21 protein-coding genes are annotated in these 21,396 nt (G+C 47.3%); 14 read left to right on the top strand and 7 right to left on the bottom strand.

All coding sequences use genetic code 11. The features are described 5' to 3' along the window. Positions 1 to 2 precede the first annotated feature (2 nt). The 6 genes from LZG94_RS10190 (at position 3) to LZG94_RS10165 (ending at position 6,892) form a co-directional block, all read left to right on the top strand. Entirely contained in the window at positions 3 to 818 is an 816-nt protein-coding gene (locus tag LZG94_RS10190) for a protein-glutamate O-methyltransferase CheR (protein WP_233791790.1), read from the top strand. Beyond that, entirely contained in the window at positions 815 to 1,411 is a 597-nt protein-coding gene (locus LZG94_RS10185) for a chemotaxis protein CheB (protein ID WP_233791789.1), read from the top strand. The genes LZG94_RS10190 and LZG94_RS10185 overlap by 4 nt, the downstream gene beginning before the upstream one ends. A 2-nt stretch (positions 1,412 to 1,413) precedes the next feature. Further along, positions 1,414 to 3,336 carry a response regulator gene (locus tag LZG94_RS10180; RefSeq protein WP_233791788.1) on the top strand — a complete coding sequence of 641 codons (1,923 nt, stop codon included), beginning with the start codon at positions 1,414 to 1,416 and terminating at the stop codon, positions 3,334 to 3,336. 94 nt (positions 3,337 to 3,430) lie between these two features. Beyond that, positions 3,431 to 4,195, top strand: coding sequence for a hypothetical protein (locus tag LZG94_RS10175; RefSeq protein WP_233791787.1), 765 nt, complete (start codon positions 3,431 to 3,433; stop codon positions 4,193 to 4,195). A 276-nt stretch (positions 4,196 to 4,471) separates the two neighbouring features. Next, positions 4,472 to 6,319 (top strand): chloride channel protein, encoded by a 1,848-nt coding sequence (locus LZG94_RS10170; RefSeq protein ID WP_233791786.1) that lies wholly within the window; start codon positions 4,472 to 4,474, stop codon positions 6,317 to 6,319. A 138-nt stretch (positions 6,320 to 6,457) separates the two neighbouring features. After that, positions 6,458 to 6,892 (top strand): MarR family winged helix-turn-helix transcriptional regulator, encoded by a 435-nt coding sequence (locus LZG94_RS10165; protein WP_233791785.1) that lies wholly within the window; start codon positions 6,458 to 6,460, stop codon positions 6,890 to 6,892. Positions 6,893 to 6,941: 49 nt separating this feature from the next. Here LZG94_RS10165 and LZG94_RS10160 read toward each other — a convergent pair whose 3' ends face one another. From LZG94_RS10160 to LZG94_RS10145, 4 genes are read right to left on the bottom strand one after another with little or no spacing between them, the layout of a single operon-like run. Beyond that, a complete protein-coding gene (locus tag LZG94_RS10160; protein ID WP_233791784.1) occupies positions 6,942 to 7,775 on the bottom strand; it encodes a hypothetical protein in 834 nt (277 codons plus the stop codon). A 5-nt stretch (positions 7,776 to 7,780) separates the two neighbouring features. Next, positions 7,781 to 8,641 (bottom strand): DUF4097 family beta strand repeat-containing protein, encoded by an 861-nt coding sequence (locus LZG94_RS10155; RefSeq protein ID WP_233791783.1) that lies wholly within the window; start codon positions 8,639 to 8,641, stop codon positions 7,781 to 7,783. 24 nt (positions 8,642 to 8,665) lie between these two features. Next, entirely contained in the window at positions 8,666 to 9,505 is an 840-nt protein-coding gene (locus LZG94_RS10150; RefSeq protein ID WP_233791782.1) for a HEAT repeat domain-containing protein, read from the bottom strand. Continuing rightward, complete coding sequence (locus tag LZG94_RS10145) at positions 9,492 to 10,016, bottom strand: RNA polymerase sigma factor (protein WP_233792096.1); 525 nt, start codon at positions 10,014 to 10,016, stop codon at positions 9,492 to 9,494. Before LZG94_RS10145 ends, LZG94_RS10150 begins: the two co-directional genes overlap by 14 nt. 154 nt (positions 10,017 to 10,170) lie before the next feature. Between LZG94_RS10145 and LZG94_RS10140 the strand changes: the two genes are divergently transcribed. Continuing rightward, positions 10,171 to 10,449 carry a type II toxin-antitoxin system RelE/ParE family toxin gene (locus LZG94_RS10140; RefSeq protein ID WP_233791781.1) on the top strand — a complete coding sequence of 93 codons (279 nt, stop codon included), beginning with the start codon at positions 10,171 to 10,173 and terminating at the stop codon, positions 10,447 to 10,449. Positions 10,450 to 10,458: 9 nt separating this feature from the next. Further along, entirely contained in the window at positions 10,459 to 10,791 is a 333-nt protein-coding gene (locus LZG94_RS10135) for a HigA family addiction module antitoxin (RefSeq protein WP_215233270.1), read from the top strand. A 26-nt stretch (positions 10,792 to 10,817) separates the two neighbouring features. Here the strand turns inward: LZG94_RS10135 and LZG94_RS10130 are convergent, their stop codons facing one another. After that, entirely contained in the window at positions 10,818 to 11,300 is a 483-nt protein-coding gene (locus tag LZG94_RS10130; RefSeq protein ID WP_233791780.1) for a PA2169 family four-helix-bundle protein, read from the bottom strand. Between the two features lie 80 nt (positions 11,301 to 11,380). Further along, positions 11,381 to 13,813: an ABC transporter permease gene (locus LZG94_RS10125; RefSeq protein WP_233791779.1), complete on the bottom strand. Its 2,433-nt coding sequence runs from the start codon at positions 13,811 to 13,813 to the stop codon at positions 11,381 to 11,383. Positions 13,814 to 14,087: 274 nt separating this feature from the next. Between LZG94_RS10125 and LZG94_RS10120 the strand changes: the two genes are divergently transcribed. From LZG94_RS10120 to LZG94_RS10095, 6 genes are all read left to right on the top strand, one after another. Beyond that, positions 14,088 to 14,264, top strand: a complete 177-nt coding sequence (locus tag LZG94_RS10120; RefSeq protein ID WP_233791778.1) for a hypothetical protein — start codon at positions 14,088 to 14,090, stop codon at positions 14,262 to 14,264. 6 nt (positions 14,265 to 14,270) lie between these two features. Then, positions 14,271 to 14,699: a hypothetical protein gene (locus LZG94_RS10115; protein WP_233791777.1), complete on the top strand. Its 429-nt coding sequence runs from the start codon at positions 14,271 to 14,273 to the stop codon at positions 14,697 to 14,699. Between the two features lie 166 nt (positions 14,700 to 14,865). After that, positions 14,866 to 16,245: a sensor histidine kinase gene (locus tag LZG94_RS10110; protein WP_233791776.1), complete on the top strand. Its 1,380-nt coding sequence runs from the start codon at positions 14,866 to 14,868 to the stop codon at positions 16,243 to 16,245. 29 nt (positions 16,246 to 16,274) lie between these two features. Continuing rightward, positions 16,275 to 16,649 (top strand): response regulator, encoded by a 375-nt coding sequence (locus LZG94_RS10105; RefSeq protein WP_215233264.1) that lies wholly within the window; start codon positions 16,275 to 16,277, stop codon positions 16,647 to 16,649. Continuing rightward, entirely contained in the window at positions 16,646 to 17,692 is a 1,047-nt protein-coding gene (locus LZG94_RS10100; RefSeq protein ID WP_215233263.1) for an adenylate/guanylate cyclase domain-containing response regulator, read from the top strand. Before LZG94_RS10105 ends, LZG94_RS10100 begins: the two co-directional genes overlap by 4 nt. A 1-nt stretch (position 17,693) precedes the next feature. Next, a complete protein-coding gene (locus LZG94_RS10095) occupies positions 17,694 to 18,278 on the top strand; it encodes an HD domain-containing protein (protein WP_233791775.1) in 585 nt (194 codons plus the stop codon). Positions 18,279 to 18,288: 10 nt separating this feature from the next. Here the strand turns inward: LZG94_RS10095 and LZG94_RS26545 are convergent, their stop codons facing one another. Further along, the gene (locus LZG94_RS26545; RefSeq protein ID WP_409013265.1) at positions 18,289 to 18,627 is read right to left on the bottom strand and encodes a cyclic nucleotide-binding domain-containing protein; all 339 of its coding nucleotides are present in this window, start codon (positions 18,625 to 18,627) and stop codon (positions 18,289 to 18,291) included. Positions 18,628 to 21,396 lie beyond the last annotated feature (2,769 nt).

Here is a 21,396-nt window from a genome sequence, read left to right as displayed (position 1 = left end):
TTATGAATTTACTTGAATATCCGGATCTGGAAGTATTGATCATGCAAATCAGAAATGCTTCCGGATTTGATTTCTCGGGTTATGCCAGACCGTCGCTGCTGCGGCGTGCAAGCCGCTATCTGACAAAGAACAAACTGACATTGCCGCAATTGATCTCGCATTTGGAACCCGAAAGCGATATAGTATTTGATCTGATGCAGGAAATGACGGTCAATTACTCTGAAATGTTCCGCGATCCCGATTTCTTTATTGGGGTTAAAAGTGAAGTTTTTACCTATCTGGAATCGTATCCGGGGCTGCGCTTTTGGGTAGCCGGCTGCGCTTCGGGAGAGGAAGCCTTTTCGCTGGCCATTTTGCTCAAAGAATGCGGGTATCTCAACAGGTCTCTGATCTACGCCACGGACTTGAACAACAAAGTGCTTACAGCAGCGCGTGAGGGTGTTTTTACACTCAGCAATGTCCGGACCTTCTCGGAAAACTACCTGCTTGCCCACGGACAAAATTCGCTCTCTGACTACTACCACGTTTCCTACAATAAGGCGGTTATCTCCCGGGAAATACGCAAAAACATAGTCTTTTCACTACACGACCTGACTGGTGACGGGGTATTTAATGAATTCCAATTTATCAGTTGCCGGAATGTAATGATCTATTTTACACTCGAATTGAGGCAGCGCGTATTCAGGTTATTGTACGAAAGTCTGAGCATGCTGGGGTTTCTTTGTCTGGGAAAAAGGGAAACGCTGCGTTATTCAGGTATTGAACAGAATTTCAGGGTGGTAGATACCGTGCTTAATATTTACCAGAAAATAAAATGAGGACATTTTCAAAATCACAACCGCTCAGTCTGGTGCTTCTCGGAGGTTCCCTTGGGAGTATGGTGATTTTCGAGGAGGTTTTGAAGCTATTGACAAGTCCGCCCGACTGTGCGCTCATATTTATATTGCATCGCGGCAAGTCCAGTACAGCCTTGCTTCCTGACCTGTTCAGGCGTAAAACGGGAGTGGTAATGATCGAACCGGACCATCTTGAAGAGATCAGATCGGCGCACGTTTACTTTGCATTGCCCGATTGCCATTTGCTGATTGGGCCCGATCGCCGCTTCTATTACGATCTTTCTGATAAAGATTTTTTTTCCAGACCCTCTATTGACGCTGCGTTTGTGTCTGCCGCAGTCTCAGGTATTCCGGTAAAGGCTGCTTTCCTTTTCTCCGGTTCCAGTCCCGACGGTGCATTCGGAATGCGGGTCTTGGCTGAAAAAGGGTTTGCAACCTACGTACTGGATCCTGCCGAAGCCGAATCCCCGCGTATGCCTGAAGAAGCGATCAAGCTGTATCATGGCCACCGTCTTATCAACAGGGCGAATTTTACAAGAATAATCAACGATATTATATATTCAAACGGAGTGTAGCCATGGAAAATACCAAATTACTACTGCTTGACGACCGGGAGGAAAATCTGATCTCACTCAAAGCGATCCTGAACAGGACTGATATTGAGGTTTTCGCGACTACCTCGCCGAACGAAGCTTTACGGATTGTTTGGGAAAATGATATTGCGGTAGCACTGGTGGACGTACAAATGCCGGGAATGGACGGATTTGAATTTGCCGAAACCCTGCTCTCCAACCCGAAGACGAAAGAAATTCTGATCGTATTCGTCACTGCTATTTCAAAAGAGACTACTTATGCTGTGCGCGGATTGAAAACCGGCGCAATTGATTACCTCTACAAGCCGCTCGATCCGTTTATTACCAATGCAAAAGTCGACTCGCTGATCAGGCTGGCGCGGAGCCAGAAGGAGATCAGGGACAAGAACAAACTACTCGAAAATTACGCGACGATTGTTACTAATTCCCCTGATATCATCGCCACTGTGGAGGCGGACAGTGGCAAGATCTTCTCGATTAATCCGTCTGTTGAAACCATTCTCGGCATTTCGCCAACTGGCCTGGTGGGCGTGTCCATCCTGGATCTGCTCGTCGACCCGCTCAATTCTTCCCTGCGGGATGTGCTCGTGAAGAAGACTTACATTGGCGGGCAAACCATGGTAATCGAAGATCAGTTTTATGGACTGCTGCGTCAACCGGTTTGGCTCGAATTGCGCATTATGTTCAAAAACAGACTCCTGTTTGTTAATCTGCATGATATTGAAAAGCGAAAGGCGCATGAACGTGCCCTTATAAACGCCCAGCAACAAGCCGACAAGGCGAGAAAGGGCAAAGAAGCGTTTCTGGCCAATATGAGCCACGAGATACGCACACCGCTAAACGGCATTATCGGTTTGGGGAATTTGCTTGCAGCCACCGAAATGACCGTCGGGCAGAAGGAATTGATTGATATGTTGCAACAATCGTCAGGTTCGTTGCTGAATATATTGAATGATATTCTTGACATTTCTAAAATTGATGAAGGCAAGTTTTCGGTCATACCAACCTCAACCGACCTGCGCGATAGCGCCAAAGCAATTGTTGATCTGATGAAATTTAAGGCAGACGAGAAGAAGCTGAGTCTCACATTTCAGATTGACAACGCTGTGCCTGAATGTGTGCTGGTAGATGGAATGCGGCTTAACCAGATCTTGCTGAACCTTGTCGGAAACGCATTGAAATTTACCGAAAAAGGCGAGGTAAGACTAAAAATCGACTATCTGGCGACGGTTAGCTCCGGTCATAAGATCAGGTTTATGGTGGAAGATACGGGCATTGGCATGTCCGGCGAGCAACTCGCCAATATCTTTTCTGAATACGGGCAGGCTTCCGAAAACATCTCGCATCAATACGGGGGTACCGGTCTGGGCCTGACTATCTCGCAGAAACTCGCGCGTTTAATGGGTAGCGAGCTCGAAGTCAATAGCCGCACGGGCAGCGGCAGCCAGTTTTTTTTCACGATGATCCTCAATGATGCCAAGCCGAAAACTAAGGAGGTAAAAACGCAGATCTCGTTTCAAAATCTACCTCCATTTACTGGCAGGAAAGTGCTCGTAGCAGAAGATAACCCTATTAATGCACTGCTTTTAAAGAAATACCTGAGAGCCTGGATGCTTGAAACGACTGTGGTAGTAAATGGCCGGGAAGCAGTGGAGACGCTGCGAAAACAGATTTTTGACCTCATTATTATGGATACAAGAATGCCGGAAATGGACGGTTTTCAGGCAGCTCGCCTCGCAAGGAATGAATTGAAGATTACTACCCCGATATTATCGCTTTCAGCCACAGTATTGCCGGAGGAAATTCAGCAGGCCTACGAAGCAGGAATGAACGATACACTTTCCAAGCCATTTGAACCTGAAAAGCTGCACCAGAAAATAAGCATGCTGTTACCACAGCTGGTCTGACAACCTTTTTGCAACGATTTGTTTCCTGTAATCGTAATGATTATTTGCAGGAATTCGTTTATCAGGTATATTAAAAATCGTTTCAACCAACAAAATGAGAAATATAAAAAACAGTGCAATTATCCTGCTGTTAGTGGCCCTTTTCGGATGCAGTTCATCCAAAACAATGACTTATGAATCCAAGTGGAATGCACCTTTTTCGTACGCGGATGGGGTGAAGCCCGACCAGCAAGACCAGCGGTCGAGGCTACGTTACGGGATTATCAATGACGATCAGTTTGTTTATATCACATTAAAGACAAAAGACCCGTCCACGATCCAAAACATCCTGAGCAGCGGATTGAAGATCGCATTCAGCCCGGAAGGACAGAAAAAAGAAGCCTATTCCTTGTTGTTTCCGGTGGTAATGAAGGAGGACAGGAAGGCGCTGAAAAGGATCGATACCGATCTTCCAAATAGCCTGGGACTGGGGTTGCTTCTGGATTCTTATAACAAAGAAGCAGTATGGAAAGATAAAAGCGGGCAGCATTTCATCAATCTCGTCGCTCCCGACGGCAGTATCAAATCTACCATTACCATGGACCGTGACGGAGAGTTGACCGAGCAAATTGTGATTCCTTTCGCTTTAATGGCAGTGAATGCGCGGGAAACTTCCATGCTGGGTGTAAGCATTAAGGTCGATGGTCAATCTTCACAATCAGGATTCAGCCCGCGGATCGGCATTGGTCTTGGCGGCGGTATCGGAATGGGTGGAGGAATGGGCGTCGGAATTGGTAACGGTGGCTACGGTTCCAGGTATAACAACAACGAAAAGAACGTCGATATCAGACTGGAAGTGCAGCTTGCAAGAGCTAACTGAGGCCAAATCCTTTGAACACAGAAAAGCCTGCCTTGAAAATGGTGGGCTTTTCTGTTTTGTTACGATCTAAAATATTACTGATATTCAGATAATTGAACATCGTTAGATTTTCTTTCTTAAACAGATATTTCATTTCTTCTTGATATTTGTCTTGAATCACCCTATTTCGCCTCGCCTGGGAACATGTTTTGCAGCCACTTAGGACGAGCTGTTACTTTTCCCAATCCTGAATACGACGCTACAAATCGTGCGCACTGACCCCAAAACATTGAGCTGGTGAATAAGATCAATATCAAGAAATTCTATAACTTTTTACGATACAGAAGAGACTTCACCAGGTACAGCCTGAAAAAAGCGAGGAGTTACGAGATCCTGTTGTTCTGGCTGAAAAGTGTGATGAACCGTACGCAGTTCCTGATCCTTTCGGGTATGCTTGTGGGGATAACCTGTGGGTTGGCCGGGGTATTATTGAAAGAGCTGGTCCATTACATTCACTATATCATCACGTACAAGGTCCATTTTGAGCGCCAGATTCTCTTCTATTTGCTGTTTCCTTTCCTTGGTATCGTAATCACCACACTCGTCGTCATCTTCGTATTTAAGGGGCAGGACAGGAAAGGCATTGCGGCGATACTTTATGAGATCGCGCAAAATTCAAGTATTGTTTCTTCTGTAAAAATGTATTCCCAGATCGTGCAGAGTGCGATCACGGTGGGGCTCGGCGGATCGGCCGGGTTAGAGAGTCCGATTGCGGTTACCGGCGCCGCCATTGGTTCTAACTTCGCGCGCACCTACAAGCTCGATTACCGGGAGCGTACGTTGCTGTTGGCGGCAGGTGCCACGGCCGGAATTGCGTCCGCATTCAATGCACCGATTGCGGGTATGATGTTCGCTTTTGAGATACTGCTGACCGGCGTTGTTTTCTCCGATTTTATCCCGCTCGTCGTAGCGGCAGTGTGCGGAAGCTTGGTTTCGAAAATACTGTTAGAGGAAGAAGTTTTGTTTCAGTTCAAGACGCGAAATGCATTCGATTACCACAACATTCCATACTACCTGGCACTCGGGATTCTGTGTGGATTGTACGCACGGTATTACGTGTTGATCGCAAAAGCAATGGACCATTTTTTCCAGAATCTGAAAATGTCGCGCATCAAAAAAGCGATGCTCGGCGGGGCAATTCTCTCGGTACTTTGTGTGCTCTATCCGCCGCTCTTTGGCGAGGGTTACGACACCATCAAAGCGATCACGAACGGGCAGATGCACGACGTAATGCAGAATAGTCTTTTCCGGTTTATCGGGTACCGCGAGTGGGTGGTTCTGGTGTTCGTAGCGGTGATCTGTCTGCTCAAAGCATTCTCTGCTTCCATCACGATTTTCAGTGGCGGAAACGGGGGGAACTTTGCGCCCTCGCTCTTCGCCGGCGGCTCGCTGGGGTATGTGTTTGCGCTACTCTGTGTACAGCTCGGCATGACCGAAGTGCCCACCAATAACCTCGTGATAGTAGGAATGGCAGGTGTGATGAGCGGGGTATTGTACGCGCCGCTGACAGCCATATTCCTGATCGCAGAATCAACCTCCGGCTACGACCTTTTTATCCCGCTCATGGTCGTGTCTGTGATCTCCTTTTCTATGGCAAAATGGTTCTCATCCGTTTCGCCCGACCTTGAAAAACTGGCCGACCAGGGAAAGATATTTACGCGCGAACACGACCGGAACCTGCTGTCGCTCCTCCAAATCCTCGACCTCATCGACAAGGATGTGCAGGTGATCCGGCGCGACGCTTCCCCGGAGGAACTGGCGGAAGTAGTTCGGACAGGGCATCGCAATATGATCTCCGTGATCGACTCGGGCAAGCGGTTGGCCGGCATCATTTCCCTTGATGATATCCGTCCGCTTTTCTTCAATCCCGAAGCCGCCGATTTGCTGGAAGTCGAGAGCCTAATGAAGGTGCCGGCAGCTGTGATCAGTGACTTCGACAGTGTGGTGAGCGTGGTGAAAAAGTTTGATGAAACCGGTGCCTGGAACCTTCCGGTAGTCAAGGCAAACGGCGAATTTTTAGGGTTTATTTCCAAGTCCAGCGTCCTAAACAGCTACCGCCAGCTGCTCCGTGCACATTCAGGCTAGAAGTGCCACGTGAAACATTCTTTTTATTTCTCCAAATCGTAAATAATTGTTTAATAAGAAGATAACGATTCTATTTATTTGATATATATTTGAGTTGTCAAGTATATATCAACCTTTTATCAAGTACATTTCAAATATATGGCAGCTATATCTCAATCATTAAAATTCTTTCTAAACCTCACTACCGCGCAGACGTTGACTATCAAGAAGTTCGATTCAAAACTGAGTTCGCTGGGTATTAGTCTGAACGAATTTATGATCCTGTACCACCTAGGAGAAGCGCCCGACGAGAAGCTGAGACGCACCAATCTGGCCGAAAAAGTGGGGCTAACTGCCTCCGGAATTACCCGGCTTTTGTCGCCTTTGGAAAAGCTTGGTATGGTAAAAAGAGAGGCGAATAGCCGCGACGCGCGGGTGAGTTATGTGAAGCTGGCCAATGCAGGAAAGAAGATTTTGACCGAAGCTATTGCTTCCGCCGAGGCGACCTCAGAGCAGATTCTGGCTTCCGTTAAAACAAAAAAACTCGAAGAGCTGTCTAAAATGCTCTTCGAGTTGGGCGCTACGATTGAATAGCGTTGGGCGCAGGGAAAGGCCCGTTCTTCTGGCAAAATCTCAGCCGCTGTTATTTGGCTTTTCTGACGTAAATATTGCCATTCATATTCTTTATCATGATCTCACTGCCGCCGCCATTTACCTTGCCCTTCACCCAGTCTTCGACCGACACTTGGAACATTCCGTCTTGCTTGGAGCGCGTAGCCTGGGGCTGGCTTTTGTCTATGCTGATATCAAAGTCGCTGTAAATTTCCCCGCGGTCAGATTTGATCTTCACATCAAATTTGGCCGCGGCCGGCAGGGTTACATCGACGTTTCCATTAAGGGTTGAAAAGGCCATCGGCGAGTTTGAATCTATCGTCTTGAAGGTAGCTTTGAGGGCACCGTTTATGGTGTTGGCAACGGCTGATCCCGCCACGTTGGTGAGCGTAATATCTCCGTTTACATTCGCAATTTCAAGCTCGCCCGAAACGTTCTCCACGATGATATTTCCGTCGTTGACCGTCGTCGCCTTCAGGCCAAATTTCTGTGGTACTTTGATGTGCAGGTTCATCGTTTTGTTGACAAATTTGGTGCTCACGGTGATCGCATTATTTTCCTCCGTCGCGGTCAGTTGGATACCGTTGCTCGCTACGATCCGCCGCATTCCGGAAGCTTGTTCGTCCTTCGGTTTATCTGAATTATCCGAGCCTTTGGAAGTCGCTTCGATCACCACATCTTTCCCCGCATACCCGCTGATCCGGATCGATCCGTTCAGCAGATTTACTTTCAGCGAGCCGGCTTTGGAAGGATCGGAAAGAGGGACTGTGATCGTCTCTTTGGGATCGTTTTGCGCCAGTAGTGCAGTGCTTCCAAGTGACAGGGAAATCGATAGTGCGAGGGCTAAAATTTGCTTGGTTTTCATTTTATTTATGATTGCTTTTTGAGATAAATATTGCCGTTAAATGTTTCAAACTTGTAGGTCGGGCCGCCCTTACCAATGCGGATATACGTTTCCGTATTGAGTTTGTAAACGGTCTTGCTGTTGCTCGTTTCAAGGTTCTTCACCACGCGGGCAGGCAGCGGTTCAGCTGGAAAATCTGTATAAAACTTCCCGTTAAAACTTTTAAACTGGCAATCGGCCGAAAGTGCCGAGGGATAAGTAATCTTAATATCCCCGTTTAAAGTTTTAAAATCTGATTCGCCGGGAGGCAAAGTCACGAAGTTGGCTTCTACATTTCCATTTACCGTACTCACCTTCGCCGCCCCCTTTGCATTCGCAACTTTAATCGCCCCGTTCACATTGTTCACGCCCAGTGCGCCCGTCACATTATAGATGGTCACGTCGCCGCCGTTAACAGTTGAAACCTGCAGGTTGAGCGAATAGGGGACTTTGACGGTGAAATTCAGCTCGAAATGGTACTCGATCTTCGGACCATTCCAGTTCTTGCGGCCTCTGGTTGGACGAGAATCGAAAGGATCGGCAATATAGGCGATGATACTGTCCGCCTTTTGATCAAATTCTACTTTAAACTGGTTCTTACCCTCTTCCAGCACTTCTTTGGATTTCGCGGTAATCTTTTTGTCGATTTCCAGGATCACCTTATCGCCATCGTAACCTTCTACTTTGATAGAACCATTGATATTGTAAATGGCCAGCGTACTGCCGGCGGCATTCTGGGAAAGGGTAAACTCTTTCTTCACGTGGTCGCTGAATTCCAGCTTTTGGGCCGGGGATTGGGTACAGCAAAGTACCGCTCCCGCCAGCAGGGGGATTGCAAGAATTTTCATGGCTAACAGATTGATTATGGTTATTTAAGATAAATCCCTGATCGACTGCTCGATTTTGTTCTTGACCAGATTATCCAGCCCTTCTTTTTTCAAAAGGGTCTTCAAAGCCTTGATAGAGCGTTTTTCCTGCAACTTCACCATCACATCAGCCAGCGCGGCCTGTACCATCGGCGAATCCTGTTTCGAAAGTGACTTCACCAGCCCGCTCCTCACCAGCGGATTGTCGGCATATTGGGTCAGTGCTTCCAGCGTTACCAGCCGCACATTCACGTTGTCGTCGTTATTGAGTGTGGCAAAAAGCGCATCTATCACGCGTTCGTCGGCTTGCGCAATATCACTGGTATAACCAACCGCCCGCAATCGCTCAGTAGCAGAAGGGTTCTCGATCAGCGACAACATCATCGTACTTTTCATATCCTGAACCTGCGCCGCCAGCGTTTCTATTTGCTGTTGATAAGCCGCTGATTGATTTTTCTTCTGCGTGGTTTTGTACCCGATCGCCCAGCCGAGACCAACCAATAGTAAGCTAAATGCCAGCTGGACAGTCCATTGCGGTAATACCCAGTTCCGTATCCTATCTACCAAATCTTGCCACGAAAAACCGGCTTCGCTTTTTTCTGCTTCTTTAAATTCATCCAGCATCGTGTAAAAGTTGGCCCGCATCGACTCGCGTGGCTCGGGAACATTGATTTTCCCCAAACTATTCCAAAGCTGCTTGTCAGCCGCGAACTCTTCCTGGCAGCTCACGCATTCGGCCAGGTGGCTGTTGATTTCCATCTGTTCCGGTTTGCTGAGCCGGTTATGAAGCCAGTCCGTTAATCGCTCCTTAGATTGCTCGCAATGCATTTTTTTATCTGCTTTCATTAGTGAAAAACCTTTTTTTTAATTCTCCCAAAGCCCTGTGTACCCGCACTTTCACTGTACCTTCATTGATATTCAGCACTTTGGCTATTTCATCGTATTTCAATTCCTGGAACCTGCTCAAAACGAGTACTTCGCGGTGCTCAGCAGAAAGGCCGCCCATAGCCTGGTGCAGTAAATCCTTGTCCTGCTGTTTTTCAAACCCTTCATCGGCCAATATCCCGCCGCCCAGGCTGTCAGCGAAATCGCTGATATCCGCGTGGTTCAACCCTTTGTTCTGCTTAACCGAATCATTCAGCACGTTTCTCGCCAGATAATACATCCACGACCTGAATTCACCTTCGCCTGTGAACGTATGCTTGTATTTCAGCATTCGGTAAAACACATTCTGAACCAGGTCTTCGCTCGCGTCGGCTTTATGTGTCATGTGATAAAAAAACGCGAACAGAGGCCGGTTGTACCGCTCAAACAGCAAGCCCATCTTATCCAGATCGCCGGCCTTTACCCGTAACATCAGTGAATTATCGGTGAGCGTATTCAAGCAGTCGGTTCTTTTTGTGGTGATTCTGACGTGATAACTGAGGGAACTGGGAAAGGTTACAGGAAATTAAAAATTTATTTTTGAAATGTTTACTGTAACTTGGAACGTTACATGTTATACAGCGTTTATGATTGTTACTTTCAAACATAAAGGGCTGGAACTATACGCACAAAAAGGAGACAGATCGAAACTACCAAATCAGCAAATCGCCAGGATCAGGCTCATTTTGACGCGTTTAGACAGCGCCAGAAGTCCCGTTGAAATGAATCAGCCGGGCTATCATTTTCATCAGCTGAGCGGCAACCTGCGAGGCTTTTATTCCGTACGCGTTACGGGAAACTACCGGATTATCTTCCGGTTTGATGGTGAAAACGTCTTTGACGTAGATTATGTAGACTATCATTAATTAGAAATCATGGCACTATTTGACCCTGCTCACCCGGGCGAATTGATACGGGAAACAATTGAAGGACTCAGGGAGGAGACTAATCAGAAACTGACCATCGGGGAAGTTGCAGACGGACTTGGCGTGACCCGCAAAACGTTATCGGCCATTATCAACGGAAAGCAAAGCGTCACCCCGGAAATGGCGCTCCGGCTCTCTACTGCATTTGCCAATACCAGTGCTGAATTCTGGCTTACCGTTCAGGAACAATACGACCTGGCTATTGCGAGAAGAAAAATCGATACGAGTAAAGTCCGCAGATTTTGGGAACCAGGCAAGATTATCAATCAACTCAAAGCCTAAAAAAAAAGCCGGACGAACCGGCTTTTCTACGTTGTCAATGGATATTTCGGAATATCCCGCTGGCGATCCCTTTCTTTCATGATGGTGTCGTGCGTGGAGGTGATCGCATTTTGCTGCCTTAAAAGCATTTGGTTGATGTCAGCAGGAAATTCCATGGATCTGAGCGCCTCTTCATAAGCTTTTCGTGCGGCATCCTCAATTCCTTCGGCATTTTCAAGTACAGCCCGTCGGTTATCGAACGTGAAAACAGCGCGAATATCCATCCAGACCCGATATAACTTGCCCGAGGTCATCGTTCCCGTCTCCGGCTCGCCTCCCAGGCTTACTACCTCGTCGCTCAGCTCGATCACGTGCACGCGGCTCTGGTCTCCCAGTGTATTGAAGAGCGCCCGCAGGTCATTCTCTATTTCGTTGGTCTCGTCATAGGCTTTTTCATATCCCGCAAGTCGGTCATTATTGATCACGATCAGATCGTTGAGCGCTTCGATTATCTCCGCATTTTGTGCCATTTCAGTTGTTGATTTTGTGATGAGAAAAAGCGTTTAAATAATTATTCCACACCGAAATACAACTTTCACATCAGCGCCGGTTACTCAGCCCGTAGTGATTTGACGGGGTTCATCAGCGCCGCTTTTACAGATTGGAAAGAAACGGTAAGTAAAGCCACTGCCAGGGATAAAATGCCAGCCAGGCCAAACATCCACCACGTAATCTCAATTTTGTAAGCGAAATCCTGCAACCATTTATTCATAACCCACCACGCGACCGGTGCGGCGATTAGCATGGCGATGCAAACCAACTTCATAAAGTCACGCGATAGCAATACCACAATGCCCGGTACCGAGGCGCCCAGTACTTTGCGGACACCGATCTCCTTGGTACGCTGCTCTGCGGTGAAAGTAGCCAGGCCGAAAAGTCCCAGACAAGCCACGAAAATGGTCAGACCAGTAAATATTCCCAGGATCTTGCCCGTTTTCTGCTCCGCTTTGTAAGTTTCGTTAAAACGGTCGTCGAGGAATGAATAGGTAAACGGGAGATCAGGCTTGAATGCATTCCATTTTTTTTCAAGGCTGGAAACGAGGCTGGGGATATCGTCAGTCTTTACCTTGGCGATCATTGTGCCGGAGCCTTTGCCCAATACCATTACCAGCGGCGCAATCGGCTCGTGGAATGATCGGAAGTGGAAATCTTCAACAACCCCGATTACCACATAAGTCAGATTTTTCCCTCCATTGAGCGTGTTATGGATAATGTGGTTTACCGCATTGTCTTTCCAGCCCATGGTCCGGGCGGCAGTTTGGTTGATAATGATCGCCGAAGAATCAGTCCCAAATTCCCTCGAAAAATTCCGCCCTTCCACCAGCTTCATTCCCAGCGTCGGTATATAATCATAGTCAATATCATAACGCAGCGATTTAACCAATTCAGTTGACCGCGATTCGGGGTAAATGGAGAAGTTGTTGTTGTAGGAAGGGCCGGCCGGCAGGTAACCCGACAAGCTTACCTTTGCTATGCGGCTGTCGGAGAGCAGCTCATTTTTGAAAGCCTCCTGATTTTTGCCCAATGCCCAGGTCTCGGGCAGTACCAGTACCTGTTCCTTATCGTAGCCGAGCTTTTTGTTTTGTATAAATCTCAATTGATTGTAAACCACTAATGTACCGATGATCAGCACAATAGAGATACCAAACTGAAACACAACGAGCCCGCTGCGCATACTAAACCCTTTCGACCCGTTTGAAAGGCTGCCGGCGATATTGCCTTTTAAAACAGATATTGGTTTGAATGAGGAAAGAAAAAACGCCGGGTAACTTCCTGCAAAAAAGCCGACGAATAAACCGAACAGAATGAAGTAAGCAACAATTGCAGGAATGGTTTCCATATTGATTGCCAGTTCTTTATCCGCCAGTGTATTAAATAATGGAAGTGTTGCAACTCCTATTAAGATCGCGATCGTCATCGCCAGGAACGTGATCAGAACCGACTCGGTAAGGAATTGCAAAACCAGTTCGCGTTTTGCCGAACCCATTACTTTACGGACGCCGATTTCCTTGGCTCGCTTGGAAGAGCTGGCTGTCGAAAGGTTCATGAAATTGATGCAGGCGATCAGCAGCATGATCGTCGCCACCGCCCCGAATATATACACGTAGCGGATATCCCCGTTATCGCCCAGATCGTACTGAAAATCCGACTTCAAATGAATATCGGTAAGCGGCTGCAAGTACAGTCCGATCACGTTTCCTTTTTTACGGAACTCGTTGAAACTCATTCCAAACGCAACCTGAACCTGCGGCCCCATGTATTTTTCCACTGTCGCAGGCAGTTTGGCTTCCAGCTTTTTGTAATCATAATCTTTTGGCAAAACCAGGTAAGTGAAGAACTCGGATTGCATCCACGAAGTTGATTTCGCATCTGCCGAGTTGACGAGTGAGGCAAAAATATCGAACCGGAAATGTGAATTGCGGGGTATATCCTTGAAAACGCCTGCGATCCTGGCTTTGTCGCTCGATCCCTTGAATGTCAGCAACTTGCCTACGGCATCCGCATTTCCAAAAAACTTCCGCGCCAGCGATTCGCTGATCACGATCGCATTCGGGTCTGACAGGGCAGCTTCGCTGTTTCCGGATAAAAAGGGCAGCGTGAAAACCTGAAAGAAATTGAGGTCGACGTATGCTAACCTGTTGTCAGTGTACAGTTTATCGTGCATGGAAATGACCGGTGAGCCTCCCTGCCGGAGGCGTGTAGATTCCAGTACTTCGGGGTAATCCGCTTTTAATGCAGCTGCGGTCGGCGGCATGACGTGCGCTTCATTGAATTTTCCACCCATCATCGAGCCTTTGAAAACAACGCGAACGATCTGGTCTGCCTTTTCATTGAAACGGTCGTAACTAAGTTCGTCGATCACGTACAGGCTGATCAGCATGCAGGAGGAGAGCCCGATCGCCAGTCCTACGATATTGATAGCAGAAAACGCGCGGTTGCGGAGCAGGTTGCGCCAGGCGATCTTGAAATAATTTTGGAACATAGGGCAGACGTTTGAATCGGTAGGATTGAAATTTTATGGCTAACTGATAGTACAATGCATTACATAGTTCTAGGTATAAAATATATGCCAGTTTTGTAAGATCTTGTTTATTAGCTGATTAAATGTAGTGAGCTGCTGATTTTCGTTCGTATTCGGACACGTTTGTGCGAAAGTGCGCATTGTGCATGTAGCGCGACAATGTAAAGTTTGTATACAGTAATTATTGTATATAAACTTTACAGTCTTTATGTTTGAGGATAATTACACACTATATATGGCAAAAAAGTCCAGGCAAGAGGAATTAATTGAAATCATCACTACCAGATTAGCCGAGCTAGAAATCGATTTATTGATCCCGCTGGAAGATTTGCCTGATGAAGAGTTTAATGACTTGATAAAAGAAGCGATCAGACTGAGAGAAATGTTACGGTCATTGAGTGATTTTGAATAGGAAATTATGAGAGAAGATTTCAAAACTAAGGTAGACCAATATGTGGCTGCGCTGAAAAGTGCCGGGAAAGAAGATATTCCGGTCATCAGATCTGAATTTGCTGATTGGTATCATGCATTGACAGATTCTGAGAAGAGTGAGTTGAAACCATTCTGGCAAGACATTAAGGACAGCGCCAGGCAAAAAATCGCAGAAATCAGAGAGGCTCTGAATGAATTACAGCAACTGCAAAACGTGAAAATAGTTGTTGAAGGAGCAGAATACGATCTTCACGAATGGATCACCATTTCCGAATATTCCCGAATCCATCATCTCAAAGTAAGCAGGGTGCAAAACTGGATCACCCGCGGAGTTGTGCCAAGGAGTAAGGTATTGGCGATCCCTCAGCTGAACAATATGAAACTGATAAAGAACGAAGTCTACGCCAAAGCGTGACCCCACCCCAAACCCCTGGGAGGGGCTTTTGCTTCTGTCATGTATATCGCAGAAGTCCCTTTAGGGATTTAGGGTAATTGCAGCTGAATGGGTTATTTAACGGAAAATATTTACTTTGCTGCACAATCATTTTATTCCGAAAGAATAAACAGTCACCCTGCCTTGCATGGATTATTTCCTCGTTTCCTTTTTCCTGATCCAATACATCCGGACTTCTTTACAAACCGCCACGCAACATCCTGAATGGGACAAGCGACTGGTGATCGGCAGGTACACCAGCATCGCTTTGGTGGCAGTTTTCTACGCTACCGAGACACCGCACTGGTTCAACTGGATCTGGAACGCGTTCCTGGTATTGATCATAGTCGTCATATTCACCGACGATTTTTTCAAAACGCTTCGCGCAACTGCGCAGACCATATTGCCATTTATAGGGCTATGCATGATCCGGGATGCTACCCGCGCATTATCTCCTGATTTCTATAAAAAATATGACAGCGGTTTCGATATAGCCGTCGCATTCGCCTTCGTGCTGTGTTTTTTTATCTGGTTTTATGCCAGGAAGCAAATGAAGGTACTCCAAAAGGAACGTGAAGACAGGCTGCGGGAGGAGCAGGCGAGCAAGGCGCAGAAAGAGTCGCTCGAATACCTGGTGAGCGAGCGCACCTATGAGCTGACTTTACAAAAGGAGGAGCTTCAAAAAACGATCGAAGAACTTAAATCCACCCAGAACCAGCTGATACAGAGCGAAAAAATGGCATCCCTGGGAGAGCTGACAGCTGGAATTGCGCACGAAATACAGAACCCGCTCAACTTTGTCAATAACTTTTCGGAGGTCTCGGTGGAGCTTTGTCAGGAGTTGGAAGAGGAAATTGATAAGTCTGCGCTGGGCGACTCGGACAAGGAATATATCAAAGAAATTATCGCCGATCTGAGCCAGAACCAGCAGAAGATTACGCACCACGGAAAGCGCGCAGATTCGATCGTAAAAGGGATGTTACAGCATTCAAGGGCATCTTCGGGGCAGAAGGAGCCGGTGGAGATCAACTCGCTGGCTGACGAATATATGCGCCTGGCTTACCACGGACTGCGGGCGAAGGACAAGGAGTTCAATGCCGCGCTCGTCACTGATTTTGACCCGACAATAGGAAAGATAAATGTGCTGCCGCAGGATCTGGGCCGGGTTTTCCTTAATCTTTTCACCAATGCATTTTACGCAGTGGCGGATAAGAAAAGGAAGTTGATCGAGGAAGGAAATCTAGGTGATTACCGGCCGGAAGTGAAGATCAGTACCAAAAAATTTGCCAACAAACTATATATCCGCGTAACCGACAATGGTACGGGAATGCCCGAGCACGTCAAAGCCAAGATATTCCAGCCTTTTTTTACTACCAAACCTACGGGCCAGGGCACCGGACTTGGGCTATCCATGAGCTACGATATTATCACAAATGGCCACGGCGGCGTGCTCGATGTAGAATCTGTGCCGGGTGAAAGGACGGAATTTCGCATCACGATCCCTATTAACGAAACGCAGGAGGCATAATTTGCACTTGCAGTTTAAAACTGAATACTATGAAAATCCTGGTTGTAGACGATGAAGAAGACGTGAAGTCACTTTTTGAACAAAAATTCAGGAAGGAAATACGCAGCGGTCAATTCCAGTTTTCGTTCTCTTTTTCGGGCGAAGAAGCGCTTTCCTATCTGCAAGCGCATCCTTCCGAAGTGGTCATGATCCTTTCGGATATCAATATGCCCGGCATGAGCGGGATTGAGTTGCTCAGAAAGATACGGACGGACCATCCTGCGGCCCCGCCCCAGGTGATGATGATCACAGCCTACGGAGATAGCGCAAACCACGATCAGGCGATGCAGCTCGGCGCGGACGATTTCCTGACGAAACCCGTCAATTTTGTTGAATTAAAAGAGAAATTGCTCAGCATTTTATGAAAGCCAAAATACTGGTAGTGGACGATGAGGCGGATTTACAGCTGCTGATCAAGCAAAAGTTCAGGAGGCAGATCCGGGAACAGGAATACGAGTTTTTGTTTGCCGAAAATGGATTCAGGGCCCTCGAAGTACTCGCCGTAAATCCGGATATCGATATGGTTCTCAGCGATATCAATATGCCAGAAATGGACGGTTTGACGCTCCTAATCCGACTTGGAGAGATCAGTCCGATCCTCAAATCGGTGATCGTTTCGGCTTACGGGGATATGGATAATATCCGCACGGCGATGAACCGCGGCGCATTCGATTTCCTGACCAAGCCTATCGATTTCAAAGACCTGGAAGTGACGATGGAGAAAACGCTCCATTATGTGGCCCAGTTGAAAGAAACGCTAAAAGCAGTACGTGAAAATGACATTCTGCGCATGTACGTCGATTCTTCTGTGCTGCAATTTATGACCCAGGATACCTTTGAAAAGTCGCTGATGACGAGCGAGACTATCAACGGTACGGTGGTATTTATGGATATGTGCGGATTCACTTCGATCTCTGAAAAAGAGCCGCCCGACAGGGTGGTGAAGTTGATCAATAAGTACTTCGATGTGATGGTAAAAGAGATCATCGCGCAGGGTGGGTTGGTCGATAAATTCATGGGAGACGCCGTAATGGCCGTGTTTCGGGGCGATTATCACCTGGACAGAGCGGTTGAATCGTCACTCGCTGTGCGGAATCATATTAATGGTTTCAAGGAAGAATTATCGGATCAGTCGGGGTACCTGCCGAAAGTTTCTATCGGTATCAATTCGGGTGAAATGGTTTCGGGCAATATTGGTTCGGCTGCATTAAAAAGGCTGGATTATACGGTGATCGGCGATGTGGTGAATGTGGCGCAGCGGCTGCAATCTATCGCAAAACCAGGCCAGGTTGTGGTTGCAGAAGCGGCTTATCAGCTGATTAAAGAGGCATTTCAATGTAATCCGGTTGGAGAAATGAACCTCAAAAACAAGGAAAATCCGGTTATGATCTACGAAGTTCTGGAATAATATGGATGTTGAAAAAGCCAGAGAATTTATCATTGAAGAAATGCGGACCGGGTTGCCGCTGGAGCTTTACTACCACGGTCTGCACCATACGCTCGACGTGGTGAATGCTGCATTGGAAATCGCAGAGCTGGAAGGGGTTGCCGATCAGGAAAGTTTACAAATACTCGAAACCGCCGCGCTCTACCATGATAGCGGTTTTATGAATGTGTATAAAGGGCACGAAGAGAAAAGTTGCGTGATCGCTCGGAAAGTGCTTCCGGATTTTGACTATTCAAATGCGGAGATAGATAAGATCTGCGGTCTGATCCTTGCTACGAAAGTTCCGCAAATCCCTCAAAATCAGCTGGAATGCATACTATGTGACGCGGACCTTGACTATCTCGGTCGGGCGGATTTTGAGCCTGTTTCCGCCAGTCTTTTCGAAGAACTGAAAGCGCGCGAAATGGTGAGCAGCGTAACGGAATGGAATCAAACCCAGGTACGGTTTTTCGAATCCCATTCCTATTGGACCACCTCCCAGGGGGAAAGACGAGATCAGCAAAAAGCGGCGCACCTTAATTCGATCAGAAGGATTTTGGAGGCTTGAAATTAGAATATCAGCCCTGCAACCGCATTTTCTCATTCTGAACCCGGATCCGCTGGCACAAAATCCGCAGAACGTTCCTCAGTATCTCGTCGCGTTCTTCCATTAATTCAAAGAAATCTTCCTGATCAATGCGGAAGATCAAAACATCGGTTTCCGCGATCGTAGTTGCCGATCTTGGCTCGGTATCCAGCAATGCCAGCTCCCCGAATATCTCTCCCTTATCGAACAAGGCGAGCTGCTTTTTACCATCGTAAATCCCGACCGTACCGGTGTAAATGATATACATGGAATCGCCCAGATCGCCTTTTGCGAAGATTTGCTGGCCTTCGCTGTACGTCACCTCTTTCATAATCGGTGCGATCGAGCTCAGCACATTCTCGGGAGTTTGGGAAAATAGCTGCGTGCTTTTTAGTACGATCACGCGCTCCATTTCGGAGATAGTCTGCGTGCTTTCTGTATGTTTCATAGGAATGTTAGTGCTGAATTTCAGGTTCGGATCAAGTGCCAGCTGCGCAAATTTTTCACTGACTGCATCCCTGATCAGGCGAGACGGGTGGTTGGCTAGAAGCTGCAAACTCACCGGATCGTGTTGTTGCGGATCAAACTGCCGGATCGCCAATGCGACTGTCCAGCTTGTAAAAGTGTGATCAGCGTGGGTTAATATGTAGGGGATGATCGAAACGACAGCTTCCTGATTTCCGACGTATTGCCGCAGCGCGTCGCGTTTTTTCTGAACAGGTATATTTTCAAATATCGCGTGCAAAGCCGGGTACAGTGTTCGTGGTAGTAAGCTCTCGATCATTTCGAGCGAATTAGCCCTTTTTTCCTTACTCGCATGCCGGATCCCGCGCCACGCATTCTGCACCGAATCCTTATCATATTGCATCATGAAAAGGTAAAACAGCCGCTGCCCGGTCAGTTCCAGTTCATATTCCAGCGACTCATTCCAGGATTTGTCAGCATTGGTATCATCGATGCCAGATAGAAGCAGTGACGCATGTACCAGGTCCTGCTCAACGAAAGTGGCTACAACTTCTTTATAATCAGCGACCAACAAATAGTTTGTCAGCACTTTCAATGCGTCTAGCTTTATAAAAGTATCGATCTTATACCGTGTATCTATACTTATTTTATTATTTGAACTTTTATTCAGGTAGATATTTTTAATTAGGTCAAAAAGTATTTGAAGTATAAATTCGTGTTTGGTGCGTTCAGCCACTTTAATGAGTATGCTGATATGCTCGCCTGACTCGTCATTACGCAACCATTCTTCCACAATTCTTATCCCGGAATCGCCCGATTTGATCAGGGCGATAACGGTTGGGCGCGACAGTGAGCTGCTCAGCATCGGTTTCAATTCGCGTAATAATTGGGCAGATCCCGAGCCTGCTGCAACTTCCAAAGCCAGATTACGTACCTGCGGACTACCGTTTTTTGTGCAGTTCTTAATGTGCTCTTCGTGGGAATGAATACCGATTATTCTCACACATTCGAGCGCCGCTAGCTGCTGTGCGTCCAATGCTGAAAGGAACATTTTACGTAGGGTACCATGGACGAGCGGCAATGCTTTTCCAGCTTCCCAGCAGCCGATGATGCAGCCTTTGACGATATCAAGATCCGGGTGAGCGAGGAATCCGGCGAGCTGTTCGTCGGAAATGCGGGAGGTAGAACAGGCAATGCGAACAGCCAGCGTCTGGCAGGCCGTGTCCGGTTCGGCTTCGATGTAATGAACAAAAGAGGCAGATAACTCCGGCTTTTCAAGTGTGGCCAGCGTCTGCAAGGTTTTCAGCCGAACTTGTACCGCAGGATTTTGAAGTAGCAGATCCACATTCTTGCGAAACAGTGAAACCTTGTTTTTAGCCAGCCACTCAATCGCATTCAATACCTCTTCTTTACGCTCGCTTTTAAGGTTTTCGGTAATGATAGGCAATGCTTCGGCGGGTGAGGGCATTTCACCACTTCTGATAAATCGCTTCCCGATCGCCGATTTCAACTCCTGAATGTAGTGTCCGTAGGCTTTGCGGAATATGAAAAGGGCAACGATCGCGAACAAAAGCGAAAGGTCGAAGGTCAGGCTGATATTGCTCAGGTGCTGAGAATACACGATCCAAAGCAGCAGACCGGCGATCAGCATTCCCATTGGCTCAAATAATCCTTTGGCCAAAGTATGCCCTTTCAAGCGGGTCTTGGTAGAAAGCGGCTGGAAAAGCACAAGGAAAACCGGGTCAAAAATGGTTCTCCTGACGAGCTCGAATAGTAAGTAAGCAGCGCAGTAGTAGAAAAGTAACGAAGGTTCATCTTTGCGGAAATAGGAAGAAATCAGCAGTCCGAGTGAGATGAAAATAGTAGTGAGAGGCAGCAGATATAGCGTCAGCTTCACGCCAAAACGCTCGACGGTTTTACCCGAAAACAGCAATTTAACAATCGTCGAAATACCGTAAGTAGCCGCCAGCAATGTGCCCACGAACACGATCACATCGTGCTGGCTGTGAAATTTGTATTTGACATTCACAAAAAAATGGTACTCGATCCACGTCGCAGCCGCTGCGATCGCTACCATTCCCAGGCAGAGCGAAGTCAGCAATTTGTTGCCGCCGAAATATTTCTGAATGATCTTGGAATCGGACTCGGAAACCTGCCGCGGACGTGCGTGATGCGGATTCGGAATATCAGTAAATCTGAATGTAAGTAACTGTGTGTAAAAAGCTAACGCAAAGAAAATCAGCGAGATCACAAGCAGGATCATGAGCACGGAAGGGGAGTGGATCAGCACTGCTAAAACAGCACCCAGCGCTTTTGCAGGCATATCCCCCGAACCGATCACGCTGAACAGCCTCTTACTTTGGCGTACATCAAAAACAAGCGCCGAAAGTCCCCAGAATTCAAGATTGATCAGCAGATAAATGATCCGGTAACCGACCATGACAGCAATAGCAGTCGCGATTCCGTGGCCCAGCCAGAGCAATACCATGACCACCAAAACCATGAACAGGGACGAAACCATCGTGCCCAGGCTCAGTCGTTTGAGCAGCAGGTGATGTTCAAAATATTCATATATTTTCCCGGCCGCCATCACCGCCAGCGCAGCCGCTATATATGCAATCGGAAGTGAGTATTC

This window comes from Dyadobacter sp. CY343 (genome assembly GCF_021390335.1).
In the GTDB taxonomy this organism is placed as follows: Bacteria; Bacteroidota; Bacteroidia; order Cytophagales; family Spirosomataceae; genus Dyadobacter.
Note: the sequence above shows the minus strand (reverse complement) of the source record. Positions and strands in the feature narration are given on the sequence as shown.

Bases quoted from the DNA above. Each gene is read 5' to 3' on its own strand.
- LZG94_RS10135 (WP_215233270.1), top strand. From the start codon at position 10,459: ATGGCACTATTTGACCCTGCTCACCCGGGCGAATTGATACGGGAAACA.
- LZG94_RS10140 (WP_233791781.1), top strand. From the start codon at position 10,171: ATGATTGTTACTTTCAAACATAAAGGGCTGGAACTATACGCACAAAAA.
- LZG94_RS10160 (WP_233791784.1), bottom strand. From the start codon at position 7,775: ATGAAAACCAAGCAAATTTTAGCCCTCGCACTATCGATTTCCCTGTCA.
- LZG94_RS10175 (WP_233791787.1), top strand. From the start codon at position 3,431: ATGAGAAATATAAAAAACAGTGCAATTATCCTGCTGTTAGTGGCCCTT.
- LZG94_RS10190 (WP_233791790.1), top strand. From the start codon at position 3: ATGAATTTACTTGAATATCCGGATCTGGAAGTATTGATCATGCAAATC.
- LZG94_RS10130 (WP_233791780.1), bottom strand. From the start codon at position 11,300: ATGGCACAAAATGCGGAGATAATCGAAGCGCTCAACGATCTGATCGTG.
- LZG94_RS10095 (WP_233791775.1), top strand. From the start codon at position 17,694: ATGGATGTTGAAAAAGCCAGAGAATTTATCATTGAAGAAATGCGGACC.
- LZG94_RS10105 (WP_215233264.1), top strand. From the start codon at position 16,275: ATGAAAATCCTGGTTGTAGACGATGAAGAAGACGTGAAGTCACTTTTT.
- LZG94_RS10150 (WP_233791782.1), bottom strand. From the start codon at position 9,505: ATGAAAGCAGATAAAAAAATGCATTGCGAGCAATCTAAGGAGCGATTA.
- LZG94_RS10165 (WP_233791785.1), top strand. From the start codon at position 6,458: ATGGCAGCTATATCTCAATCATTAAAATTCTTTCTAAACCTCACTACC.
- LZG94_RS10115 (WP_233791777.1), top strand. From the start codon at position 14,271: ATGAGAGAAGATTTCAAAACTAAGGTAGACCAATATGTGGCTGCGCTG.
- LZG94_RS26545 (WP_409013265.1), bottom strand. From the start codon at position 18,627: ATGAAAGAGGTGACGTACAGCGAAGGCCAGCAAATCTTCGCAAAAGGC.
- LZG94_RS10120 (WP_233791778.1), top strand. From the start codon at position 14,088: ATGGCAAAAAAGTCCAGGCAAGAGGAATTAATTGAAATCATCACTACC.
- LZG94_RS10180 (WP_233791788.1), top strand. From the start codon at position 1,414: ATGGAAAATACCAAATTACTACTGCTTGACGACCGGGAGGAAAATCTG.
- LZG94_RS10125 (WP_233791779.1), bottom strand. From the start codon at position 13,813: ATGTTCCAAAATTATTTCAAGATCGCCTGGCGCAACCTGCTCCGCAAC.
- LZG94_RS10100 (WP_215233263.1), top strand. From the start codon at position 16,646: ATGAAAGCCAAAATACTGGTAGTGGACGATGAGGCGGATTTACAGCTG.
- LZG94_RS10185 (WP_233791789.1), top strand. From the start codon at position 815: ATGAGGACATTTTCAAAATCACAACCGCTCAGTCTGGTGCTTCTCGGA.
- LZG94_RS10110 (WP_233791776.1), top strand. From the start codon at position 14,866: ATGGATTATTTCCTCGTTTCCTTTTTCCTGATCCAATACATCCGGACT.
- LZG94_RS10145 (WP_233792096.1), bottom strand. From the start codon at position 10,016: ATGTTACGGGTAAAGGCCGGCGATCTGGATAAGATGGGCTTGCTGTTT.
- LZG94_RS10155 (WP_233791783.1), bottom strand. From the start codon at position 8,641: ATGAAAATTCTTGCAATCCCCCTGCTGGCGGGAGCGGTACTTTGCTGT.